Source organism: Jannaschia sp. M317, assembly GCF_025141175.1.
Taxonomy (GTDB): domain Bacteria; phylum Pseudomonadota; class Alphaproteobacteria; order Rhodobacterales; family Rhodobacteraceae; genus Jannaschia.
This window is the reverse complement of sequence record NZ_CP081155.1, coordinates 752,541-773,823: the sequence shown is the minus strand read 5'-3', so window position 1 is coordinate 773,823 and position 21,283 is coordinate 752,541. Positions and strand designations below refer to the sequence as shown.

The 21,283-nt window shown below is 66.9% G+C and carries 24 protein-coding genes; 5 read left to right on the top strand and 19 right to left on the bottom strand.

What is annotated here, in order from left to right:
* The 4 genes from K3551_RS04065 to K3551_RS04050 form a co-directional block, all read right to left on the bottom strand.
* Positions 1-852: an esterase-like activity of phytase family protein gene (locus K3551_RS04065; protein ID WP_259917915.1), complete on the bottom strand. Its 852-nt coding sequence runs from the start codon at positions 850-852 to the stop codon at positions 1-3.
* On the bottom strand, positions 825-1,682 hold the full coding sequence (gene mepA / locus K3551_RS04060; protein WP_259917914.1) for a penicillin-insensitive murein endopeptidase: 858 nt from the start codon (positions 1,680-1,682) through the stop codon (positions 825-827). The genes K3551_RS04065 and mepA overlap by 28 nt, the downstream gene beginning before the upstream one ends.
* Complete coding sequence (locus K3551_RS04055; protein ID WP_259917913.1) at positions 1,655-3,013, bottom strand: MFS transporter; 1,359 nt, start codon at positions 3,011-3,013, stop codon at positions 1,655-1,657. The genes mepA and K3551_RS04055 overlap by 28 nt, the downstream gene beginning before the upstream one ends.
* 71 nt (positions 3,014-3,084) lie before the next feature.
* Positions 3,085-3,648, bottom strand: a complete 564-nt coding sequence (locus tag K3551_RS04050; RefSeq protein ID WP_259917911.1) for an acyl-CoA thioesterase — start codon at positions 3,646-3,648, stop codon at positions 3,085-3,087.
* A 113-nt stretch (positions 3,649-3,761) separates the two neighbouring features.
* Here K3551_RS04050 and K3551_RS04045 point away from each other — a divergent pair, with 113 nt between their 5' ends.
* Positions 3,762-4,049, top strand: coding sequence for a YggT family protein (locus K3551_RS04045; RefSeq protein ID WP_259917909.1), 288 nt, complete (start codon positions 3,762-3,764; stop codon positions 4,047-4,049).
* Positions 4,050-4,066: 17 nt separating this feature from the next.
* Here K3551_RS04045 and K3551_RS04040 read toward each other — a convergent pair whose 3' ends face one another.
* Together K3551_RS04040 and K3551_RS04035 are read right to left on the bottom strand one after the other, a co-directional pair.
* A complete protein-coding gene (locus tag K3551_RS04040) occupies positions 4,067-4,207 on the bottom strand; it encodes a hypothetical protein (protein ID WP_259917907.1) in 141 nt (46 codons plus the stop codon).
* A 92-nt stretch (positions 4,208-4,299) separates the two neighbouring features.
* Positions 4,300-4,857, bottom strand: a complete 558-nt coding sequence (locus K3551_RS04035; RefSeq protein WP_259917905.1) for a GNAT family N-acetyltransferase — start codon at positions 4,855-4,857, stop codon at positions 4,300-4,302.
* A 134-nt stretch (positions 4,858-4,991) separates the two neighbouring features.
* Between K3551_RS04035 and K3551_RS04030 the strand changes: the two genes are divergently transcribed.
* On the top strand, positions 4,992-5,681 hold the full coding sequence (locus K3551_RS04030) for a sulfotransferase (RefSeq protein ID WP_259917903.1): 690 nt from the start codon (positions 4,992-4,994) through the stop codon (positions 5,679-5,681).
* Here the strand turns inward: K3551_RS04030 and K3551_RS04025 are convergent.
* Both K3551_RS04025 and K3551_RS04020 read right to left on the bottom strand, forming a co-directional pair.
* The gene (locus tag K3551_RS04025; protein ID WP_259917902.1) at positions 5,671-6,396 is read right to left on the bottom strand and encodes a glycosyltransferase family 25 protein; all 726 of its coding nucleotides are present in this window, start codon (positions 6,394-6,396) and stop codon (positions 5,671-5,673) included. The two genes, K3551_RS04030 and K3551_RS04025, sit on opposite strands and share 11 nt — an antisense overlap.
* The gene (locus K3551_RS04020) at positions 6,396-7,433 is read right to left on the bottom strand and encodes a glycosyltransferase family 4 protein (protein WP_259917900.1); all 1,038 of its coding nucleotides are present in this window, start codon (positions 7,431-7,433) and stop codon (positions 6,396-6,398) included. Before K3551_RS04020 ends, K3551_RS04025 begins: the two co-directional genes overlap by 1 nt.
* A 45-nt stretch (positions 7,434-7,478) precedes the next feature.
* On the opposite strand from K3551_RS04020, the gene K3551_RS04015 reads away from it, so the two are divergent.
* Positions 7,479-8,315: an alpha-1,2-fucosyltransferase gene (locus tag K3551_RS04015; RefSeq protein ID WP_259917898.1), complete on the top strand. Its 837-nt coding sequence runs from the start codon at positions 7,479-7,481 to the stop codon at positions 8,313-8,315.
* A 2-nt stretch (positions 8,316-8,317) separates the two neighbouring features.
* Here K3551_RS04015 and K3551_RS04010 read toward each other — a convergent pair whose 3' ends face one another.
* The 8 genes from K3551_RS04010 to K3551_RS03975 form a co-directional block, all read right to left on the bottom strand.
* Positions 8,318-9,499, bottom strand: a complete 1,182-nt coding sequence (locus K3551_RS04010; RefSeq protein ID WP_259917896.1) for a DegT/DnrJ/EryC1/StrS aminotransferase family protein — start codon at positions 9,497-9,499, stop codon at positions 8,318-8,320.
* Positions 9,492-10,445 carry a GDP-L-fucose synthase gene (locus K3551_RS04005; protein WP_259917894.1) on the bottom strand — a complete coding sequence of 318 codons (954 nt, stop codon included), beginning with the start codon at positions 10,443-10,445 and terminating at the stop codon, positions 9,492-9,494. The genes K3551_RS04010 and K3551_RS04005 overlap by 8 nt, the downstream gene beginning before the upstream one ends.
* Positions 10,438-11,484, bottom strand: a complete 1,047-nt coding sequence (gmd, locus tag K3551_RS04000; RefSeq protein WP_259917890.1) for a GDP-mannose 4,6-dehydratase — start codon at positions 11,482-11,484, stop codon at positions 10,438-10,440. Before gmd ends, K3551_RS04005 begins: the two co-directional genes overlap by 8 nt.
* Positions 11,481-12,326: a glycosyltransferase family 10 gene (locus K3551_RS03995; RefSeq protein ID WP_259917887.1), complete on the bottom strand. Its 846-nt coding sequence runs from the start codon at positions 12,324-12,326 to the stop codon at positions 11,481-11,483. Before K3551_RS03995 ends, gmd begins: the two co-directional genes overlap by 4 nt.
* Positions 12,323-14,053: an ABC transporter ATP-binding protein gene (locus K3551_RS03990; RefSeq protein WP_311199765.1), complete on the bottom strand. Its 1,731-nt coding sequence runs from the start codon at positions 14,051-14,053 to the stop codon at positions 12,323-12,325. Before K3551_RS03990 ends, K3551_RS03995 begins: the two co-directional genes overlap by 4 nt.
* A 63-nt stretch (positions 14,054-14,116) precedes the next feature.
* On the bottom strand, positions 14,117-14,794 hold the full coding sequence (gene trhA / locus K3551_RS03985; protein ID WP_259917885.1) for a PAQR family membrane homeostasis protein TrhA: 678 nt from the start codon (positions 14,792-14,794) through the stop codon (positions 14,117-14,119).
* 83 nt (positions 14,795-14,877) lie between these two features.
* Positions 14,878-15,480: a DUF2459 domain-containing protein gene (locus K3551_RS03980; protein WP_259917882.1), complete on the bottom strand. Its 603-nt coding sequence runs from the start codon at positions 15,478-15,480 to the stop codon at positions 14,878-14,880.
* 19 nt (positions 15,481-15,499) lie between these two features.
* Entirely contained in the window at positions 15,500-15,688 is a 189-nt protein-coding gene (locus K3551_RS03975) for a zinc-finger domain-containing protein (protein WP_259917880.1), read from the bottom strand.
* 150 nt (positions 15,689-15,838) lie between these two features.
* Here K3551_RS03975 and K3551_RS03970 point away from each other — a divergent pair, with 150 nt between their 5' ends.
* The gene (locus tag K3551_RS03970) at positions 15,839-16,765 is read left to right on the top strand and encodes an ABC transporter ATP-binding protein (protein ID WP_259917877.1); all 927 of its coding nucleotides are present in this window, start codon (positions 15,839-15,841) and stop codon (positions 16,763-16,765) included.
* Positions 16,766-16,852: 87 nt separating this feature from the next.
* Here K3551_RS03970 and K3551_RS19915 read toward each other — a convergent pair whose 3' ends face one another.
* From K3551_RS19915 to K3551_RS03960, 3 genes are all read right to left on the bottom strand, one after another.
* Positions 16,853-17,155: an EamA family transporter gene (locus tag K3551_RS19915; RefSeq protein WP_311199764.1), complete on the bottom strand. Its 303-nt coding sequence runs from the start codon at positions 17,153-17,155 to the stop codon at positions 16,853-16,855.
* Between the two features lie 255 nt (positions 17,156-17,410).
* Positions 17,411-17,719, bottom strand: a complete 309-nt coding sequence (locus K3551_RS19910) for a hypothetical protein (RefSeq protein WP_311199763.1) — start codon at positions 17,717-17,719, stop codon at positions 17,411-17,413.
* Between the two features lie 205 nt (positions 17,720-17,924).
* Positions 17,925-19,163 (bottom strand): cytochrome c peroxidase, encoded by a 1,239-nt coding sequence (locus tag K3551_RS03960; RefSeq protein ID WP_311199762.1) that lies wholly within the window; start codon positions 19,161-19,163, stop codon positions 17,925-17,927.
* A 223-nt stretch (positions 19,164-19,386) separates the two neighbouring features.
* Between K3551_RS03960 and typA the strand changes: the two genes are divergently transcribed.
* On the top strand, positions 19,387-21,207 hold the full coding sequence (gene typA, locus K3551_RS03955) for a translational GTPase TypA (protein WP_259917875.1): 1,821 nt from the start codon (positions 19,387-19,389) through the stop codon (positions 21,205-21,207).
* Positions 21,208-21,283 lie beyond the last annotated feature (76 nt).

Below are 21,283 nucleotides of genomic sequence, written 5' to 3'. Positions count from 1 at the left end.
TCAGTCCAGTCGGTAATCGACGAACTCGGTGCGCTGATAGGCGCGCAGGTTGTCGTCTGAAACAAGCGTGATGCGCCGTGCCCCGGACGCGTCGCGCCAGACCGCGATCCCTTCCAGGTTGTCGTGCCTGCGCAGGGGGCTCTGCAGCTCAAGCTGCTCGTCCCCGCCGGTCAGGTCAAAGCTGCGCACACGGCTGCGAAAGCCGACGATGGCAAAGTCCCGCTCCAACAGGTAAATCCGCCCGTCGAAGACATCCGCGCCGGTGACCAGAAAATCCCCATCCCGCCGCAAGGCAAAGGGCTGATCCCAGGCCCCCTGGCGAAACCGATAGACCGGAAAGGGGCGGTCCTCGCGGCCCGACCGCTCCGGGATGGCAAAGAGCGTGCCATCGGGGCCGGAGGCCAGCGCCTCCAGCCCGGAGTTCGGCTGCAGGCCTTCGAAATCCGGGGCCTGTGGCATCCGCTCGGGCGCAGCCTGCAGGCCATCAGCGTGGCGCATGACCCGATGCGCCCCTTCGTAGGCGATGAAAAAGGTATCGCCCACGCGGGCAATCGCCTCTGCGTCGCTTTCGCGGCCGCGCAGACGCTCGCCTGTGGACCGCAGAAGCGGGCCGCGCGCGGTCACCCTGACCCCGTCAACCGCCCCGTCCGCGTCGCGCGACAGCTGGCCCGTCACCCAGGTCCCCCGATCCGAAAGCGTGGCAAAGGATGCACCCGCCTGATCCAGCCACAGCGCCGAAAACCCGCCCGCGCCGTGCCAATCGGGACGCCAGGTATGGCTCCCGATCAGGTCGGCGGGGAAGGCGGGGCCGCTGAGGCCGAAGATCAGCGCGAGGACAGGACCGACGCGCATTGGCCAGGCAGATCCGCCAGCACATATTCGCGACGCGGGCGCGGCGGCGGCGCGTTCGGGTCGGGCGGCGGTGGGTTCAGAATGCGGTTCACCCAGTCCTGCGCCTCGGCGCAGCCGTCACCGGGGGGCGGGGCCGCCTGGTTTTCGCAATTGCGCGCGCCGCGCGGGCAGCTGATGCGCACATGCATGTGGTAGTGGTGCCCGTACCAGGGCCGCACCTTGCGCAGCCACGACCGGTCCCCCGTTTCGTCGTTACACATCTGCACCTTGGCCCCTGGAAAGATGAAAATCCGGGCGGTGCGGGGGTCCTGGGCGGCCTTCTTGACCAGCTCGTGCTGACCCCGCGTCCAGTTGGAATTGACGAAGGCCCCGTTCTGGCGCCGCATGGAGATGGCAGAGATCGTCTCGCGCTGGCCCCGGCTGAGCGTCATGTCGGTCGCAGGATACAGCCAGATGTCGGCGTCCAGCCCGATCTGGTGCGACCGGTGACCCGTCAGCATGGGACCACCGCGCGGCTGGCTCATGTCGCCCACGTAGATGCCGCCCCAACCGATCCGGTCCATGTGGCGACCGACGTCCTGCACCAGGTCCACCAGGTCCGGGTGCCCCCAGTTGCGGTTGCGCGACAGGCGCATGGCCTGCCAGCTGGGCCCGGTTTCGGACAGTTGCACGTTCCCTGCCGCACACCCCTTGGCATAGGAACCGAAAGGCTCCGCCGGTTGGGCGGACGGCTGGCGGGCTGCGCCGAACTGTTGCTTGGCAAGCTGCGCCTGCGCCGGGGCGGCCCAAAGCAGGGCCGCAATCAGGCAGGCGAGGAGGTGTCGGACCATGCGTCGGGTTCCCCTTCTGGTTTCACCCAGACTAGCAGGATCAGGCCAAAGATGAATAGGGCCGCGACCGGCAGGATGCCCATCTGCTGAGATCCGCTTGCCAGCGTGACCACCCCGATCAGGAAGGGGGCCAGAAAGGCCGTCGCCTTGCCCGCCAGCGCATAGAGGCCAAAGCCCTCGGTCATGCGATCGGGATGGGCCTGGCGGGTCAACATGGTGCGGCTGGACGCCTGCAACGCGCCGCCCGCGGCCCCGATCACTGCACCCAGCACGTAAAAGGCGATGGTCGGCAAGGCGGATCCTTCGGCCACCGGCAAGCCCAGCGCACGCGTGGGAGAAATCGTGACCAGCAGCAGCGTGTCGATCAACAACACGACGACGCAGCCGACGATCACCGGCTTCGGGCCCCGTGCCCGGTCGATACGTCCGCCCAGCCAGGCAAAGATCGCCCCGGTCACCGCAGCCAGGATGCCAAAGACCCCCACGTCCACGACCGACCAGCCCAGCACACCGACCGCATAGATGCCGCCGAACGTGTACAGCCCGTTCAACCCGTCCCGGTACAGCATCGAGGCCCCCAGGAACGACGCGAACCCCGGCGTCCGCGGCAGACGTTTCAGCGTGTCGCCCAAGGTGGCCAGGGCCCGTCCCACCGGCAACCGGACCGCGCCCGGCCTGGGCGACGGGCGGACCCACAAGAAGAACGGCACCATGAACACGACATACCAGAGCGCCGTGAAGGGGCCCACGAAACGCGTACCCTCGCGGGTTTCCGGGTCCAGACCCAGCAAGGGAGCCGTGCCCAGCAGGGTCACGCCGGCTGCGTTCTCGGCAAAGAACAGCAGCATGATGACCAGCGCGATGACGCCCCCCACATAGCCCAGCGCCCAGCCAGAGCCGGAGATGCGTCCGATTTCATCACGCGGGCCCAGGCCCGGCAGCATGGCGTTGGTGAAGATGGTGGCAAACTCCATCCCGATCAGGCCCACACAGAACACAAACAGGATCGGCACGACGGTATCCGCCCCCGGCACCGCGAACCAAAGCGCGGCGGCCCCCGCGACGTACAACGCCGAAAAGATCCAGATCCAGGGCAGGTGCCGCCCCGACGCGTCGGCCATCGCCCCCAGGACCGGGGCCGACAGCGCGATGACCAGACCGGCCAGACCGATGGCAAAGCCCCACATCGACTGTGCGGCGACCGGGTCGCCCACGACGGTCGCGAAATAGGGGCCAAAGATGAAGGTCAGCAAAAGCGTGTTGTAGGGCTGCGACGCAAAGTCGAACATCATCCAGCCGCGCACCCGGCGCTTCAATGCTGTATCGGTCATGTGCTTCCCCTCGTTCCCGGCAAACCATGGGCAGAGAAGCGCCGCGACGCAACGGAGATATGACGCTTACGTCAGGCGGCGGGAACGACGTGGCCTTCGGGCACCTCGGAAATCGGCGGCCAGGGACGCTCCGCCTCGGCGGCGATCCAGGCGCGCACCCAGGCGGGTGGCTCCGGCACGTCGCCGGTCCAGCCTAGCGCGGCCATGACATCCAAGGGCGGGACGGTGCCCTGGCGCGAGGTGACGGCGGTGCGCATCAACGCCTGCGATGTGCAGGTGCCGTTCACCCACATCGACTGGACGATATAGACGAACCGATCATCCCAGCCGACACAGCGAGTCCGCATCTCGATCCGCTGGAACAGGGTGACCCGCTTGCGGTAGCGCACCGAACAGCCGGCCACCGCCAACCCCCAGCGCCGCGCGCGCAAGACCGCGCTCAGCCCGACACGTTCGCCCAGACCGAAACGGCCCAGATCATAGAGCGTCAGCGTCCGCCCGTTGTTCAGCTCCAGAAAGCCGTCCAGATCCCAGGGCAGACACAGGTGATGGCTGACATGTTCACCCGTCAGATCGGCCCGGCCCAGGGCGCGGGCCCGGCGCAGCGTTAGCAGAAGGCGGATGAACGGATACATGTCACCGGACCTCTGCCTGCCCTGTGCGGGCGTCAAGGTCGGACCGAACGTCAACTTGCGCCGGGGCGCCTGCGTCCCTAGATCAGGTAGCGACCCAACCACAGGCCCGGCCAATGACATCGCTTTTCAAGATCATCATGTTCATCCTGAGCATCGCCCAGACGATCATCCTGATTCACATCATCATGTCCTGGCTGATCAATTTCGGCGTGCTGAACATGGGCCAGCCAATCGTCGCGCAGATCTGGGACGGTCTGAACCGCCTGTTGGAGCCGATCTACGGCCCGATCCGCCGTGCCCTGCCTCAGATGGGCGGGCTGGACCTGGCACCATTGATCGTGATCCTGGGTATATTCAGCCTGCGCACGGTGCTGATCAACAACGCCGCCGCCTTTTACTAGGGCCTCACCAGCGGGGGTTACCCCCGCTCGTTGACCTCTGTGCACAGGGTGCAATCGGCATGTTGGCCGCCGTGCGCGTGTTTCTGGACGACAACGCCTGCGGCCAGCGCCAGGATCAGCGCGGTCAGACGGATGTTATGTGCGACTGCTTTGGACATCGGACCCTCCTGAACGGATTGGTTCAGTTTGGCGCGGCGGCAGTCCCCACGCAAGTCACAGCCCCGTGACCGCATCCCTCAATCGGGCCGGATCATTCTGGCGTCCCGCGCGTGCTGGGTTCCAGCTCGCGCACGAAATAATGCAGGTGCGGGCGCAGCATCGGCTGATCGCGATACGTGGATGTCTCGATCGGGCCCGGCACGTTGGCAAAGCCGAGCTTGGGGTACAGGCCACGCATTTCGACGTTGCTGGTCAAGGTGTCGGCCACCAACCGGCGCAGCCCCATCCGTCGCGCCTCCTCTACCCGGATATCGACCAGGCGGCGCCCGGCCCCGGTGCCCCGAACCCGGTCGCTGACATACAGCCGCTTCATTTCCCCCGTCTCTGAATCCAACCGTTTCATCATGCCGCATCCGACCAGTTCGCCCGCATCGGTTCTGGCGATGGCAAGGCACCCGCGGGGGGACAGGTAGTCGGTGGCATTCTGCCAGAATTCGGCCAGGGCGCTGGTCGGCGCGGCAGGATCGACATCGATGCCCATCGCCTGCATCCGCGCGACGGCCAGACGGTAGTAATCCTTGAGGATTTCGTTGAGCGCCCCCTGATCAGGCAAGTCCGAGCAGAGCGTGACATCGATCTTTTCAACCATGAAACCGTCCTGTCAAAACCTGCGCGAAACCTAGCAGAAAAGGTCCTCCTGGGCCAAGCCTCGTGTCCTTTTCGCTTGCGCTGCCGCCGTCCCCTGCAGACCCTTGCCGCAGTCACAACAGCCCCGCAGTCGCCATGAAAATCCTTGCCTGGTCCGGTCCCCGGAATCTCTCTACCGCCATGATGTACAGCTTTGGCAATCGCCCGGATACGGAGGTGATGGACGAGCCGTTCTACGCCGCCTATCTGGCCGCGACCGGACTGGATCACCCGATGCGGGACAGGATTCTGGCCAGCCAGCCGACTGACCCCGCCGAGGTCGCGGAAATCTGCGCCCGTCCGCCCGCGCAGCACAGCTATCAGAAACACATGGCCCACCACATGGCGGCAGGCATGCCGCTGGACTGGACCGAGGGGGCCGTGCATCTGCATCTGATCCGCCACCCGGCCCGCGTCATCGCCAGCTATGGGGTCAAACGCGACGAAATCACCGAGGACGACATCGCCTTTGCCGCGCAGGCTGCTCTCTATGATCGGTTGGGCGGGCTGGTTCTGGACACCGCCGACCTGCGCGCCGCGCCGGAGGCGATGCTCAGACGGCTTTGCGCGGAACTGGGCCTGCCCTGGGACGCGGCCATGCTGCGCTGGCCTGCGGGGGGACATGCCGCCGACGGGGTCTGGGCCGCCCATTGGTACGGCGCGGTGCATCAGTCGACCGGCTTTGCCGGGGTCGAGGGGCCGTTGCCGCACGGAACGCGCGATGACCTGCTGCGCGCGGCCTTGCCGTACTACGACGGTCTGAAGGCGCGGTCGCTTACTCTTTGAGCGCGCGGCGCTTCATCGCGGCGCGGAACAGCGGGCGCTGCACCTCCCTGTGCAGCCGATCCCAGGCACCGCGCCCCTTGTTCTGGATCGTGGTGCCGCCGACGGCCTCGGACACCTCGGAGATACCCGAGGGCCAGACCACCTGCGGCCTGATCCCCGTCACCCAATGCATCTGGAGAAAGACGTCCAGGGGCCGATCGAACCGCGCCGAGACCTTCAGCAGCCGTTCGCAGGCCGCGCGCGAGTATAGATTGCAGGTGGTGCGCAACGGCACCAACGGCGGGGCGCTGAGCGTAACCTCCCGGTCGCGCGCCAGCACCGGGCCGGGACCGGGTGCGCGGGTCTGAAACTGGGTGAAACCCGTGCCGGGATGCGCCTCGGCCATTGCCAGCGCGCGGGCAAAGGTTTCGGGGTCCAGCCCGGCGTCGTCTTCGATCAGCAAGACGCCGGACAGGTCCCGCGCGACCGCCTGGGCCCAGGCGGCCCGGTGGCTGAGAAAACAGGCGATCTCTCCGGGGGCCAGCGCAAAGGGATACCGGGGCCGGTGTGCGACGCTGGGGTCGTAGGGGGCCAGCACCTCTGGCGGGGCGGCCCGGCCATCGACGGCGTCCAGAACCTCTGCCGGGATCGGCAGGTCGGCCAGCAGGCGCGCGACCTGGGCGCGGCGCGCCTGGGCGCGGGCCAGGTGGATGACAAAGGCCGCCTGCGCGCGCATCACGGCCCCTCCGACCAGAGCATGTCATAGACGGCCCCGATGCCCGCCACCTCGCGTTCGATGCCGAACCGGTCGACGACGGTTTTACGCGCCTGTGCCGCCCACGCTTGCCCGTCGCCCAACATCCCGATCAATGCCGCAGCGGCCGCTTGCGGGGCATCCGCATCGTTGGGAACGACGACCCCACCGCCGCCAGCGGCGAAATCGTCGAAATGGCCGGTCCGGGTCGCTACGAACGGCACGCCTGAGGCCATCGCCTCGAGCGGGGTCATGCCATAGCCCTCGTAGCGCGGCAGGGCCACCAGGGCCGACAAGCCGCGCATCAGCGCCGGCATCCGGTCGGCCCCGATCTCGCCCACGAAACGCATCCGGTCCGCCAGACCAGCCTGCGCCACCTGCGCCTTGAGGTCCGCCTCAAACGCCGCGTGCGACCGACCGGCGCGCCCGATGACCAGCGCGGTCAGGTCGGGACGCTGCGGCAGGACGCGCAGCATCGTCTCGACAAAGCGGTCGGTGCCCTTTTCGGGCCGGACCCGTCCGATGCAAGCCACGCCCGCGCGCCCCGGATACCCGCTTGCCGCCCAGGCCGCCGTACGGTCCGGGGCGGGGGTCCAGCGGGCGGTGTCGACCCCATGGGGCACCACGGCCCGCACATGGGGCACGTAGCCCGCCGCCGCCTCGGTCGTGGCGATCACCGCATCCATCCGCGAGATCAACCAACGCGGATAGGCCGAATGCCGCCGCTGCGCCGCCGAGGTAAACACCAGCCGGACCGGCAGGCGCAGGACGTCGCGCGCCCAGATCCCGGCGCGCATCTCGGGGTTGCGCCGCACATGCCAGATCGCAAAGGGCCGCGCCCCGTGCGCCCGGCTGAGCGTCCGCGCCTGTGCGACGCTGACCGGACCCGGACAGCCCGGCAAGGGATGCCCCGCAAGCGCCATGTCGTAAACCGTCGCCTGCTGCGCCACGACGCCCGCCGCCGTGGCCGAGACCCCGGTGAAATTGCGGTTCAGGTTGGTGACGATCAACTCGGCCATGGGGTTGCTATGGTCTTTGGCGCGGGGCTTTGGCAAGAACCGGGGATGATTACCGCACGCCTTCTCGGGGGTCTGGGCAACCAGATGTTCCAATATGCCACCGGTCGGGCTCTGGCCCTGCGGCTGGGCACCGACCTGGCGCTGGATGCGCGCGCAACCGATGCGAAGGGCGGCCATTGGCTCAATGGCCTCTCCGCCTGGCAGATCCGCACGGTGCCGCCTGCCGACCTGCCGCCCGACCGCAAGGGCGCGCCGCTGCGCTACGCGATTTGGCGGGCGACGACGCGGCGGCTGTTGCGGCAGCAGGGGCACGGGCTGGACGCCCGCGTCCTGAACGCGCCCGACGACACCTATCTGCACGGCTATTTCCAGTCCGAAGGGTATTTCGCCGATCACGCCGACACGATCCGCGCGGACCTGACACCCAGCGCCCCCCTGCCCCCGGCGGCAGAGGCCATCGCAGACCGTATTCGCGGCGACGCGACCACCGTGTCGCTGCATGTCCGGCGCGGCGACTACCTGTCATCGGGGGCCTATGGCACCTGCGACGGTGCCTATTACGCCCGCGCGCTGGACCTGATCCGCGCCCGCGTCCCGGACCTGCGCATCCATGCCTTCAGCGACGATCCCGCCTGGGTGCGGGACAACCTGTCCCTGCCGGTGCCGATGGAGGTGGTCGAACTGCCCGGCGCGGGGCCGGAGGTCGACATGCACCTGATGTCGCTGTGCCGTCACCACATCATCGCCAATTCCACCTTCAGCTGGTGGGGTGCCTGGCTGAACCCCGCGCAGGGCAAGATCGTCGTCGCGCCCGAGGTCTGGTTCCGCGATCCGGCGCTGACCAACGCCGACCTGATCCCGGCGGGTTGGCTGCGAACCTGAGCCTAGTCCAGGACCCGACGCAACACGTCAGCAAGCACCCCAAAGGCATCGTCCAGCGGATAGTGCTGATTGCCGATGAACAGACCATTGGCGTCGATCAGATCGGCATTGTCGAGCGTGCCGTGGATCGAATGGTCAAAGTGTTTCGTCACCACCTCGTTGCGGGCGAAATTACCCGCGACGATGGGCCGACACTCGATCCCCGCCGCGGTCAGGGCGTCCACCAGATCCCTGCGCGCGATGCCAGCCGCCGGGTCCAGCACCATCGAAAATCCGAACCAGCTGCTTTCGCCCAATTCCTGCTGAATGCGGATCTGCGGAAACTCGGCCATGACGGCGCGGAACCGGTCGGCGTTGGCGCGACGTTCGCGCACCAGCATCGGCAACTTGGTGATCTGGGCCTGACCGATGGCGCCCGACATCTCCAGCGGGCGCAGGTTGTAGCCGGGCAGGACGAAGCGGAAGCTTTCGGTGAAAGGATCGTCGCCCTTGGTGCCCGTCACGTGGTTGGGCGACGGCAGGTTGCGGGTCCAGCCGTGGGCGCGAACCGACAGCATGATGTGATAAAGTTCCTCGTCGTCGGTGACGACCAGCCCGCCTTCCATGGTCGAGATATGATGCGAGAAGAACGACGAATAGCTGCCCGCGATCCCGAAGGTGCCGCATTGCTTGCCGCCCAGGGTCGCGCCCATGGATTCGCAGTTGTCCTCCATCAACAGGATGTCGCGACCGCCGATGATGGCCTCGATCCGGTCAAAGTCGTTCGGATTGCCCAGCAGGTTCACCGCCAGGATCATCCGCGTCCGGTCCGTGACCGCCGCCTGCAGCGCGTCCAGATCGTAGTTCAGCGTGTCCGCATCGATGTCGACGAATTTGACGTGGCAGCCGTATTGCTGGAACGGATAATAGCTGGTCGACCAGGACACGGCGGGCACAATCACCTCGTCGCCCGGCATCAGGGCCCGCGAGTGGTAGCGCAGCGCGCCGACAATCAGCAGGTTCGCCGATGAGCCGGAGTTGACCATGACGCAGTATTTCGCGCCCATCGCCTCGGCGAATTGCGCTTCGAAGGTCCGCACCTCCACCCCCATGGAATAGAAGCCGGAGGCGATGACGCGGTTCATCGCGTCATGTTCCGCCTGATCCCAGGAGGAGGTGGCGAGCGGCAGGATGGTCTCAGGCATGGGCGGCCTCCGTCTGGCGGCGATAGGTGTTGATGGTGGCGGCCAGCCCGTCGCGCAGGCCGATCCGGGGGGTCCAGCCCAGCGCCCGCAGGCGACCCGAATCCATCAGCTTGCGGGGCATGCCGTCGGGCTTGGTCGTGTCCTTGACGATCTCTCCGTCAAAGCCGGTCAGCTCCGCGACCAGTTCCGCCAGTTGCAGGATCGACACCTCTTCGCCGGTGCCGACGTTGATGTGCTCCGGCTGGTCATAGTGCTGCAGCAGGTAGACCAGTGCATCGGCGCAATCGTCGGCGTGCATGAATTCCCGCCGGGCGGACCCGGTGCCCCAGATCGTCACGGTCGGGGACTTGCTGCGCACCGCCTCGACGAATTTGACGATCATCGCGGGGATGACGTGGCCCGCCTCCAGGTCGAAGGTATCGCCCGGTCCGAACAGGTTGGTGGGCATCGCCGAGATATAGCGCCGCCCGTGTTGCTGCCACAGATACTGACAGGCGCGGATGCCCGCGATCTTGGCAAGGGCATAGCCCTCGTTCGTGGGCTCCAACGGGCCCTGCATCAGGTGTTCTTCCAGCATCGGCTGCGGCGCATTGCGCGGATAGATGCAGGACGAGCCGAGGAACAAAAGCCGTTCGCAGCCGCTGTCGTGGGCGGATTGGATCACATTGGTCTGGATCGCGAGGTTCTGGTTCAGAAACTCTGCCGGAAAGGCGCTGTTGGCCCCGATACCGCCGACCCGCGCAGCCGCCAGGATCACCGCGTCGGGACGCACCCGGTCAAACCAGGTTTCCACATCCGCTTGCCGGGTCAGGTCCAGCTCGGCGCGGGTGGTGGTCAGAATCTCGCAAGGCTCCTCGCCCAGGCGGCGGACCAGGGCACCGCCGACCATGCCGGTGGCCCCGGCCACATAGATCCGGCGACCGCTCAGGTCGAAAACATCAGCCACGGGCGCGCGCCTCGGCCCGTGCCTCGGCCAGATCGGCCTCGGCCATTTCGCGGACCAACGCGTCAAAGGGGGTCGAAGGCGTCCAGCCCAGCTTGTCCCGCGCCTTGGCCGCATCACCCAGCAGCGTTTCGACCTCTGCGGGCCGGAAATAGCGCGGATCGACGCGGACGATCACCCGGCCCTCGCCGTCGCGCCCGACCTCGTCCAGGCCCTCGCCCTCGAAGGTCACCTCCATGTCCAGCGCGGCACAGGCGGCGCGGACGAAATCGCGGACGGAATATTGCACGCCGGTGGCGATCACGAAATCCTCGGGCGCGTCCTGTTGCAGCATCAGCCACATCATCTCGACGTAGTCGCGGGCGTGGCCCCAGTCGCGCAGCGCATCCATGTTGCCCAGGCGCAGAACCTCGGACCCGCCGATCTTCAACCGGGCCAGCGCGCGGGTGATCTTGCGGGTCACGAACGTTTCGCCGCGCAGGGGGCTTTCATGGTTGAACAGGATGCCGTTGCAGGCAAACAGCCCATAAGCCTCGCGGTAGTTGACCGTGATCCAATAGGCATAGAGCTTTGCCACCGCATAGGGAGAGCGGGGGTAGAACGGCGTCGTCTCGCGCTGCGGGGTTTCTTGCACCAGACCATACAGTTCCGAGGTGGAGGCCTGGTAAAACTTGGTCTTCAGCCCCAGGAACCGGATCGCCTCGAGCAGGCGCAGCGGGCCCAGCGCGTCGGAATTTGCGGTATACTCCGGCTCTTCGAAGGACACGGCGACATGGCTTTGCGCGGCGAGGTTGTAGACCTCGTCGGGTTTCACCGCCGACAGGATCCGCGTCAGAGAGGAACTGTCAGTCATGTCGCCATGATGCAGAACGAACCGCCCCTCCTGTCCCGGTGCACCGTCGAACAGATGGTCGATCCGCGCGGTGTTGAACAGCGAAGTGCGCCGCTTGATCCCGTGCACCTGATAGCCTTTGTCCAGCAGCAGCTCTGACAGATAGGCACCGTCCTGGCCGGTGATCCCGGTGATGAGCGCTGTCTTCATGTGTCTTCCTCCTGGATGATGCGGGCGGCGCGACCGTGCAAATCGGCCAGTTTCAGCGCGGTGTCGCGGTTCGTCTCTGCCGCGGCTGCCCGCGCGTCATAGTCGGCGACGCTTGCGGCGTCGATGGCCGCCAGGATGTCCGCCTGCGACGCGCAGACGATGATCCCCGCCGGATCGAAGTAATCGCCAACGTCCGGTGCCCCCCAATAGATCGGGATCGTCCGGCAGATCAGCGCGTCGATGATCTTTTCCGACAGATAGCCCGCCTCGCGGGTGTTTTCGATGACCACCGAATAGCGGTAGGGGGCCAGCCCCTCCTCCTTGCGGTCAAAGGGTCGATAGCCGCGTCCCATGATATCCACATCCGCACCGGGCGGCAGGGCATCGACAACCGCATGGCGCAGAAGGTGCCCTTCCTGATCGCGCTTGGCCGAGGCGATAAGCGACGTCATGCGGGTCTTGGTGGTATCGACGCCCGCATCCTCGATCCAGGTGTCGGCATAGGGCAGGAACCGCGCGTTGCGCACCGCCCGCAGGGTGGCAGGATCGCGCGTCAGGATGCGGTGGAACCGCCAACCGAGGAGACGCGCCAGACGCAGGTGCTTGGCATGGATCGACCGGGGTTCGACAATCATCAGGGTGACCCGGGCACGGGGCATGGGGCGAAACCAATAGGGCGTGCGCGGATAGACGATCAGATGATCCTCCGCCCTCATGTCGCCCACCGTGCCCAGCGCCAGCCGGTCCGGGCGCGGCGTTTGCCAATCCAGCGCATCCAGCGACACGGCGCCCAACCCACCGGGCGTGGGCGTGCCGTAGGGCAGAACCGCGACGACGCTCATGCCGCCCCCTGCAGACCGCTGAGTTGCGCATAAAGCCCGCCCTGCGCCAGCAACGCGTCATGGGGTCCGCGCTCGGCGATCCGGCCCTCGGACAGGACCAGGATCTGATCGGCGTCGCGCACGGTGGACAGGCGGTGCGCGATGACCAGCGTGGTGCGGTCGGCGGACAAGGTGGCTAACGCCTCCTGCACCAGTTTCTCGGACTTGGTGTCCAACGCCGAGGTTGCCTCGTCCAGCAACAGGATCGGCGTGTCCCGCAACAGCGCGCGCGCAATCGCCAGCCGCTGCCGCTGTCCCCCTGACAAGAGCGATCCGCGCGGCCCCGCGGGTGCCTCCAACCCCTGCGACAGGCTGCCGACGAAATCGCGCAGGTTGGCCGCGTCCAGCGCAGCCTGGATGCGCGCCTCGGGCAGGTCGCGCCCCATGGTCAGGTTCTCGCGCAGCGTCTCATCGAACAGCAGCGTGTCCTGGCTGACGACCGAAAACAGCCCCCGCAGATCGGCCAGCGATCGGTCGCGGATGTCTTCGCCCCCGATGGTGACGCGACCCGACGACGGATCGACCAGCCGGGTCAGCACGTTGAACACGGTGCTCTTGCCCGCGCCCGACAACCCGACCAGCGCGGTTGTCGTGCCTTGCGGCACCTCGAAGCTGAGCCCCCGCAGAACCGCGTTGTCGCCATAGTCGAGGCTCACATCCTCGAACACCACGGCGCTGCTGGCGGGGCGGGCCTGGGCGGGGGTCGGTGGCTCGGTGATCGTGGGGACCGTATCGCGCAAGGCATAGATCCGTTCCAGCGACGCCAGCATCGTCTGCCAACTCGCCGCCACCCCGGCCAGACGACGCAGCGGCTGAAACGCAAGCGACATCGCGGTGAAAAAGGACATGAACTGCCCGATCGTCTTTTCGCCTGCGATGATCTGCGGCCCGCCATAGATCAGCACCGCGAAGAACCCGAAGCCCACCGCGAAATCGACCAGCGCGGGCACCGTTGCCTGCCCCGCCTGGGTGCGGACGGTGGCACGCACCATGTCCTCGGTCGCGGTGCGGAAGCGGTCCTCCTGGTAGGCTTCCATCGCGTTCAGCTTGATCGGCGTGATCCCGTGAAAAATCTCGTCCAACCGTGTCGTCCGCCGCCCCGCGATGTCGCGCAGCGCAACCGACTTGCGGCGAATATAACGCTGCACGATCAGGCTGGGCGCCACCAGAAGCGGCGCGCCGATGATGGCCACCAGCGTCCAGATCGGATCGACCATCAGCGCCACGACCATCAGCGACACCAATCCCACTGCATCGCGCCCCGCCGAGGTCAGGATCGAGGTCCAGATCTGCTGGATCGCCTGCACATCGCCCTGCACCCGTTCGATCAACTGTCCCGGAGCGTTGGCGTGGAAATAGGCGGTGTCCAGACGCAGCACATGCGCCAACAGGTCCTGTTGCAGGCGCGACGACGCGGTAAAGGCGACGCGCGCCATGATGATCCGCTGCGCCACGCCTGCGACGCCCCGCAGCAGGAACAACGAGAAAATCGCCACCGCGACCCAGATGATCAGGTCCGACCGTTTGGCCACAAAGACCGTGTCGAACATCGGCTCCAGCATGTAGGACAGCGCCCCGACGGAGCTGCCCTCGACTGCCATCAGCAGGGCCGCAAGCCCGATCCACATCCAATGGCGGCGCAGATAGCCGGACCAGAGCCGGGCAAAGGGATGACGAGGGTGTTGCACGTGGGGCCCCGGTGTTGCCTCGGGCGGGCTTAGCCCATGGCGGGGGCACGCGGCAATGGGGCGTCAGGCCAGGCTGGTCGCCGCAAGGTGCCAGGTGATCGCCACGAAATAGACGACCGAGGCCGCCACGACGAAGCCATGCCAGATCGTGTTGTGAAAGCGCATCCTCTCCAACAACAGAAACGGGGTGCCCAGCGAATACAGCAGACCGCCCGCCAGCATCAGACCGAACACCGGCCAACTGGTGGTGGCGATGACATCGCCCCCGGCGACCAGAACCGCCCACCCCATTGCCAGGCCAATGCCCACGCTGACCGCGCTGGACCGGCGCCTGCGCAGGAAAACGGTTACCGTCGCAATCACAGCCGCCGTCCACATCATCGCGACAAAGGTGCCGCCGGTGCCCGAAAGCAGGGCAAAGGGCGTCACGGTGCCCGCAATCTTGAGGTAGATGGCCGACAGGTCCAGGCGGCGCAGCACCTCGGACCATTCGGGGCGGTAGATGTGATTGTACGCCAGCGAAGCCGACAGCATCGCGATCAACGTCACGCCGTAGACCGTCACGGCGGCGATCCCCGCGGCATCGCCCCGCCAGATGGCGGTCAGGGTGATGAGAACGGGCACCGCCGTCAGCGCAAGCACAAGGCCCGTCAGATGAATGAGCGCGTCGCTCAGGCGTTCGGCACGGTCGTATGTCCGCGCAGTACCCGAAGGCGCAAGGAAGTCACCATCGTGAGCCATGCCCCTGAGATAGCACAAAATCCTTAACGGACAGATGACGAAGGCGTGTTCCTGTTGCGCCAGAGGGATTCCGTCGCGTCACGTCAGCCGTGCAACCGCACCGCCTGCGGCGTCGGTGTCCAGCGGCCAAACCGCAGGCCCGCCGCGCGCAGCATCTCTCCGACCCAGACGTTGCAGGTCCGGTTCAGGTGAAACCGGCCGTCGGCCTCGAAGAAGGCATCGGTTGCCGTAAATCCCGCACCGGGCACCACAGGGCCGCTGCGGGTGCCGGCCACAGCCCCAAGCAGGCGGGTGAACTGCGCGGCGGACAGACGAACCTCTGGCAGGTCGGCAGTGTCGAGGGCACCCAGAACCTCGACACGCAGGACGGAGTGGTCGCCCGTCACGGCCCGCCAGACCGGTCCGGGCCGCATGTCCGCATAGGTCCCCGTGGCGGTATAGAAATCACGTGCGCCCCACCCCACCAGGATCCACTCCGCCCCCGGCGCATCGATGGGCACGCCCGCCATCCCCGCGAATGCCAGCTTTGCGCGGGCCTCGGGCGTGGCGGGCAACAAGATGTCATAGTGGATTGCGGTGCCGATCAGGCGAATGGCGACATCGTCGCCGGGCACCTCGCCCGCGGCAGGCAACAGGGCGCCGACCAGGCCGGTTCCGAACCAAAGGGCAATCAGCGCGGGGAACATCAGTCCCCAGCGCAGAACCCTAATGACCGTCGCCCTCCAGGACGAAACGCTTGTCGCAATAGCCGCAATCGACGTGGCCGACCTTGGGGTCGATGGACAGCCAGACGCGCGGATGGCCAAGCGCGCCTTCGCCGCCGTCGCAGGCAACGCGCAGCGCGGTGACGGTCTCGGTCTCTGGGGGCGTGTCGTGCGGGGACGGGGTCGTCATGGCGGGCCTCGGATGAACGCGGTGTCAGGGCCTTATGGCGCAAGCGCGGCCCCTGCCGCAAGGGCGCGCACAGGCGGGACTGCGGATGCGCGGGTTGCCTTGCCCCCGGCCCCCACCTAGGTCACCCCCCAACCGAGGAGGCCCACATCCATGTCAAACGCCATCGAGATCGAGGGCCTGCGCAAGACCTATGGTGGCGACGGTAAATCCCCCCCGAAAGACGCATTGAAAGGCCTCGACCTGGAGATCCCGGTCGGGTCCATCTTTGGCCTTCTGGGGCCGAACGGCGCGGGAAAATCGACCACCATCAACATTCTGGCCGGTTTGGTGCGCAAGACCGAAGGAAAGGTTCGGATCTGGGGATTTGACCAGGACATCAATCCGCGCCAGTCCCGCGCCGCCATCGGCGTCATGCCGCAGGAGCTGAACCTCGACCCGTTCTTTTCGCCCGCCGGCGCGCTGGAGGTGCAGGCCGGGTTGTACGGCGTGCCGAAAGCAGATCGCAGAACGGCAGAGATCCTCGAACTCGTCGGGCTGTCCGACAAGGCGGATGCCTATGCGCGGACCTTGTCGGGGGGCATGCGGCGGCGGCTCTTGCTGGCCAAGGCGCTGGTGCATCACCCGCAGATCCTGGTGCTGGACGAACCCACGGCGGGTGTCGATATCGAGCTGCGTCAGATGCTCTGGCGCAACGTGCGGCGGCTGAACGAAGAGCGGGGGATGACCATCATCCTGACGACCCACTACCTGGAAGAAGCGCAGGAAATGTGCGACGAGATTGCCATCGTCAACCACGGCGAACTGGTGATCCGCGACAAGACGTCCAATCTTCTCAACCGGCTGGATGGCAAGACCATGGTCATCACACCCGAAGCGGAGGTGGGCGAAATCGCCCTGCCGGAGAGGGTCGACCTGGCCCGCCGCAGCGATGGATCCCTGGTCTTTACCTACAAGCGCAGCGTGGTTTCCGCCGATCAGCTGCTGTCGGCGGTGCATCGGGCCGGGGTGTCGATCCGCGATGTGCGGACCGAAGAGGCGGACCTGGAGGACGTCTTCGTTTCGCTGACGCACGGCTAGGACCTGTCAGGCCCGGGCGGGCAGGAGAGCGATCAATCCCCCCGAGGTTGCTGGAAAGCTGGGACGAGCCAGCCCTGATCCCGCGGTTCAGGGGGCCCTATGCCACAGGTCGCGGGCGGCCAGCGCCGCGCCACCGGTAATCAGCAAACAGGCCAGCGCCAGGGACCAACTAGGCCGGGCCAGTCCCGCCGCGACCAGCACCAGCGTGGACAGGAGCGGCGCGGCGTAGCTGGCGGCACCCAGTACGGCGATGTCGCCACGCTTCATGCCAATGTCCCACAGAAAGAACGCCAGACCGACCGGGCCAAGGCCCAACCCCGCGATGGCCAGCCATTCCGAGCCGCTGGGAACGTAGCTCGTCTCCAGCAGCAGATGCTGCGAGCGCCGCAAGCCCGCCGCTCACAAGGCAAAACCCGGTGCCCGCATCGGTTGGAACCTGCGCAAGGCGGCGCGACAAAAGCGAATACCCCGCCCAGAAGACGGCAGCCGACAGGGCAAGCGCGTAACCCGGTGCCTGCCCCGGATCGAGCGAGAGGCCCTGCCCCCCGGTCACGATCAGAGCCGCCCCAGCGGCCCCCAGAAACGCCCCCGCGATGTGATGCCACCGCAGCCGCTGACCCGAGACACGGGCGGCCCCCAGCACGATCAGAAGCGGCCAGAGATAGGCGACAGGCTGGCCTCCACCGGGTCGGCGCGGCGCAGGGCCGGAACATAGAGCAGGTGATACCCAAAGAGCCCGCCAACCCCGACGGCCCAGACCGGCCAGGGTTGCGCCCAGGCCCGCCACCCTCGGCGGCGCGCGCCGACCGCCAGACCGGCCGCCCCGCCGATCGAGAAACCCATGGCCAGCAACTGCAGCGGCGGCACTGCACCCGAGGCTGCGGTGAAAAGCGCAAGCAGCGCGCAAAGCAGAACAGCGCCAAATCCGAGGAGTATCGCGGAGGAGCGGGTCATCGACAGGGCAGGCGCACGCCCGAACCCGCGCGCAAGGGGCGAGGCCGGGGGACGCCCCCCGGACCCCCGTCCTCGGGCGGTCCGGGGCATCCTGTCAGGTTCGGGATGCTGCCAACCCGGTGGCAGACACCGGCCCCGCCCTGCGCGCACCCAGGGGGCATTTCACACCCAGCGACAGAGCATGGCGATTGACCCACCAGGCCCCCTAGCGATCAATCGGAAGGCTGGACGGGACGGCACCGGGAATACCCGCGCGGCCCGTCAGGGCGTTCGCATCCCGCAGGGTTTCCAGGAACGCCATCAGGGCAGAGATTTCCCCCTCGGCAAGAACCCGGTCCGGGCCTTGGATTGAGGCCGAAAGGGCGGTGACCTCGGTCGGGTCGTTCAGGATGCGCCAATCGTCCGTGTCCATAGGCGACAACGTGGCATCGCGCAGATAGGTCGCCAGGCCGGATCTGGGCGCGGCATGATCCGCAAGAAAACGGCGCAGGTTGGAATGGCTGCCCGCGTGCCCCCATGGGCCGGTTTCGGTAACGTTGCGCAGGGACGGCGTGCGGAAGGCAAAGCGGTCGCTGTCGCGCCCGGTCACCCGCATCCGCCCGTCGTCGCGGGCATGGCTCTCGAAGCGGGCGGCCTTGCCTGGACCCAACTGCGGTGCGCCCACCGCGTGAAACCCGTGGTCGGTCTGAAACGGGCCGCTGTGGCAGTCGGCGCAACCCGCACTGCCGTAGAACAATTCGATCCCCGCGAGGGCATTGGGATGCAAGCTGCCTTCGCCCCGCAGCCAGGCATCGAAGGGCGCGGTGTCGGACCGCCACTCATGCTCCACGAACTGGGCGATGGCATCGGAGATGGCGGTGAAGGTGATGTCGCGGCCCGGCATCGCGGTGTCGAACATCTCTGCGTAGGCGGGGATGGCCCGGACACGCGCCGACAGCAGGTCCCAGGCCCCGCCTTCGCCGGTAATGATGCCCTGGCGCACGGCGCGGGAAATCTCGTTCTCGCTGTAGTGACCCGCCATTTCATCCGCCGAGAGCACCGGGAACATGGTCTGCGCCGACAACAGCGTGGCGAAGCCCTGCTCCATCTCGGGGCCCATGGGCGTGCGCAGGCCGTCCTCGGTCTGCTCTATCCGGCCATCGTGGAACAGCACGGTGAATTCCCGCGCGCCCAGGTTCCAAAGGCCGGGCGCGTTGCGGGGGATACGCTGCTCGGGCAGATTGTTGGGGTCGGCCACGCGGTCTGGGCCAAGCCCGGTGCCGCCCTCGCCCAAGCCTAGGCTGAGCCCGTCGCCGGTGCCGAAATCCGGATGGTGGCAGGTCCCGCAGGAAATGTTGCGATTGCCCGACAGGATCGGATCCCAGAACAGCAACCGCCCCAAGGCCACCACATCCGGGTCGGTGGCCCGGTAATCGGCGTCGGTGACGGGGGCCGGGAACTCCATCGCGGAGACCGGGAACGTGAGGGCGAGAAAGCAGAGGACACGCAACATGGCGCAAGTAGAAGCACGGGCCGCGCGGCCTGAAAAGGGGCCGCGTGACGACAGGCCTGCGTCTTGACGGCCACGCCGGGCGGCCCCATGTGCCATGGCTCTGGCTTTTTCTGCGGATGCACGGTAGGCGCGCGCCAACGCCCGCCCGCGGCCCCCTCGTTTCAGGACTGAACCTATGGACCTTCGCAATATTGCGATTATCGCACACGTTGACCACGGCAAGACGACCCTTGTCGATGAATTGCTCAAGCAATCCGGCACCTACCGGGAAAACCAGGCGACCACCGAACGCGCCATGGACAGCAACGACCTGGAGCGGGAGCGGGGCATCACCATCCTCGCCAAGGCCACGAGCGTCGAGTGGAAGGGCACCCGGATCAACATCGTCGACACCCCCGGCCACGCCGATTTCGGTGGCGAGGTGGAACGGATCCTGTCCATGGTCGACGGTGTCGTCCTGCTGGTCGATGCCGCCGAAGGCCCGATGCCGCAAACGAAATTCGTGACCTCCAAGGCGCTGGCCCTGGGTCTGCGGCCCATCGTCGTGCTCAACAAGGTCGACAAGCCGGACGCGGAGCCGGACCGCGCGCTGGACGAATGTTTCGACCTGTTCGCCAACCTGGGCGCCGATGACGATCAACTGGATTTCCCGTCGATGTATGCTTCGGGCCGCAACGGCTGGGCCGATATGGAGCTGGAGGGGCCGCGCAAGGATCTGTCCGCCTTGTTCGATCTGGTGATCGAGCATGTGCCCGCCCCCAAGCAGATCGCCGACCGCGACAAGCCGTTCCGCATGCTGGCCACCACGCTGGGCGCCGACCCGTTCATCGGGCGCATCCTGACGGGCCGGGTCGAATCGGGCACGCTGAAGGCGGGTCAGACGATCCACGCGTTGTCGCGTGAGGGCAACAAGATCGAGCAGTTCCGCGCCACCAAGATCCTGGCCTTCCGCGGGTTGAACCAGCAGCCGATCGACCTGGCCGAGGCGGGCGACATCGTGTCCATCGCGGGCATGTCCAAGGCCACCGTGGCCGATACCCTGGCCGATACCTCGATCGACGTGCCGCTGCCCGCGCAGCCCATCGACCCGCCGACCATCACCGTCACCTTTGGCATCAACGATTCGCCCCTGGCCGGTCGCGACGGCAAAAAGGTGCAGTCCCGCGTCATCCGTGACCGCCTGATGAAAGAGGCGGAAACCAACGTCGCCATCAAGATCACCGATACGCCCGGCGGCGAGGCATTCGAGGTCGCGGGCCGGGGCGAATTGCAGATGGGCGTGTTGATCGAAAACATGCGCCGCGAGGGCTTCGAGCTGTCGATTTCGCGGCCGCAGGTCCTGTTCCAGGACATCGACGGGCAGCAGCATGAGCCGGTCGAGGAAGTCACCATCGACGTGGACGACGAATACTCCGGCGCGGTGATCGAAAAGATCACCGGGGCCCGCAAGGGTGACCTGGTCGAGATGAAGCAGGCGGGCGCGGGCAAGACCCGGATCATCGCCCATGTCCCGTCGCGAGGCCTGATCGGCTATCACGGCGAATTCCTGACAGACACGCGCGGCACCGGCGTGATGAACCGCGTGTTCCAGGAATGGGCCCCCTACAAGGGTGCGATTCCGGGCCGTCGTGCGGGTGTTCTCATCTCCATGGAAGACGGTGTCTCGGTGGCCTACGCCCTGTGGAAACTGGAAGATCGCGGGAAGTTCTTCATCGGCGCGCAGGAGCAGGTCTATCAGGGCATGATCCTGGGCGAGCATTCCCGCGAGAACGACCTGGAGATCAACCCCCTGAAGGGCAAGCAGCTGACCAACGTGCGCGCCTCGGGCACCGACGAGGCGGTGCGCCTGACCACGCCGGTCAAGATGTCGCTGGAACAGGCCATCGCCTATATCGACAACGATGAACTGGTCGAGGTCACGCCGAACTCGATCCGCCTGCGCAAACGCTTCCTCGACCCGCACGAGCGCAAGCGCCAGTCCCGCGCCGCTGGCTAAGACCGTGTCCGGCGGCCTGGCCGCCGGACCCCACGGCTTTCTGCCGTGTCACATCCTGCAAAGGCGTCGATCAGGG

Bases quoted from the DNA above. Each gene is read 5' to 3' on its own strand.
- K3551_RS04065 (WP_259917915.1), bottom strand. From the start codon at position 852: ATGCGCGTCGGTCCTGTCCTCGCGCTGATCTTCGGCCTCAGCGGCCCC.
- mepA (WP_259917914.1), bottom strand. From the start codon at position 1,682: ATGGTCCGACACCTCCTCGCCTGCCTGATTGCGGCCCTGCTTTGGGCC.
- K3551_RS04055 (WP_259917913.1), bottom strand. From the start codon at position 3,013: ATGACCGATACAGCATTGAAGCGCCGGGTGCGCGGCTGGATGATGTTC.
- K3551_RS04050 (WP_259917911.1), bottom strand. From the start codon at position 3,648: ATGTATCCGTTCATCCGCCTTCTGCTAACGCTGCGCCGGGCCCGCGCC.
- K3551_RS04045 (WP_259917909.1), top strand. From the start codon at position 3,762: ATGACATCGCTTTTCAAGATCATCATGTTCATCCTGAGCATCGCCCAG.
- K3551_RS04040 (WP_259917907.1), bottom strand. From the start codon at position 4,207: ATGTCCAAAGCAGTCGCACATAACATCCGTCTGACCGCGCTGATCCTG.
- K3551_RS04035 (WP_259917905.1), bottom strand. From the start codon at position 4,857: ATGGTTGAAAAGATCGATGTCACGCTCTGCTCGGACTTGCCTGATCAG.
- K3551_RS04030 (WP_259917903.1), top strand. From the start codon at position 4,992: ATGAAAATCCTTGCCTGGTCCGGTCCCCGGAATCTCTCTACCGCCATG.
- K3551_RS04025 (WP_259917902.1), bottom strand. From the start codon at position 6,396: ATGCGCGCGCAGGCGGCCTTTGTCATCCACCTGGCCCGCGCCCAGGCG.
- K3551_RS04020 (WP_259917900.1), bottom strand. From the start codon at position 7,433: ATGGCCGAGTTGATCGTCACCAACCTGAACCGCAATTTCACCGGGGTC.
- K3551_RS04015 (WP_259917898.1), top strand. From the start codon at position 7,479: ATGATTACCGCACGCCTTCTCGGGGGTCTGGGCAACCAGATGTTCCAA.
- K3551_RS04010 (WP_259917896.1), bottom strand. From the start codon at position 9,499: ATGCCTGAGACCATCCTGCCGCTCGCCACCTCCTCCTGGGATCAGGCG.
- gmd (WP_259917890.1), bottom strand. From the start codon at position 11,484: ATGAAGACAGCGCTCATCACCGGGATCACCGGCCAGGACGGTGCCTAT.
- K3551_RS03995 (WP_259917887.1), bottom strand. From the start codon at position 12,326: ATGAGCGTCGTCGCGGTTCTGCCCTACGGCACGCCCACGCCCGGTGGG.
- trhA (WP_259917885.1), bottom strand. From the start codon at position 14,794: ATGGCTCACGATGGTGACTTCCTTGCGCCTTCGGGTACTGCGCGGACA.
- K3551_RS03980 (WP_259917882.1), bottom strand. From the start codon at position 15,480: ATGTTCCCCGCGCTGATTGCCCTTTGGTTCGGAACCGGCCTGGTCGGC.
- K3551_RS03975 (WP_259917880.1), bottom strand. From the start codon at position 15,688: ATGACGACCCCGTCCCCGCACGACACGCCCCCAGAGACCGAGACCGTC.
- K3551_RS03970 (WP_259917877.1), top strand. From the start codon at position 15,839: ATGTCAAACGCCATCGAGATCGAGGGCCTGCGCAAGACCTATGGTGGC.
- K3551_RS19910 (WP_311199763.1), bottom strand. From the start codon at position 17,719: ATGACCCGCTCCTCCGCGATACTCCTCGGATTTGGCGCTGTTCTGCTT.
- K3551_RS03960 (WP_311199762.1), bottom strand. From the start codon at position 19,163: ATGGAGTTCCCGGCCCCCGTCACCGACGCCGATTACCGGGCCACCGAC.
- typA (WP_259917875.1), top strand. From the start codon at position 19,387: ATGGACCTTCGCAATATTGCGATTATCGCACACGTTGACCACGGCAAG.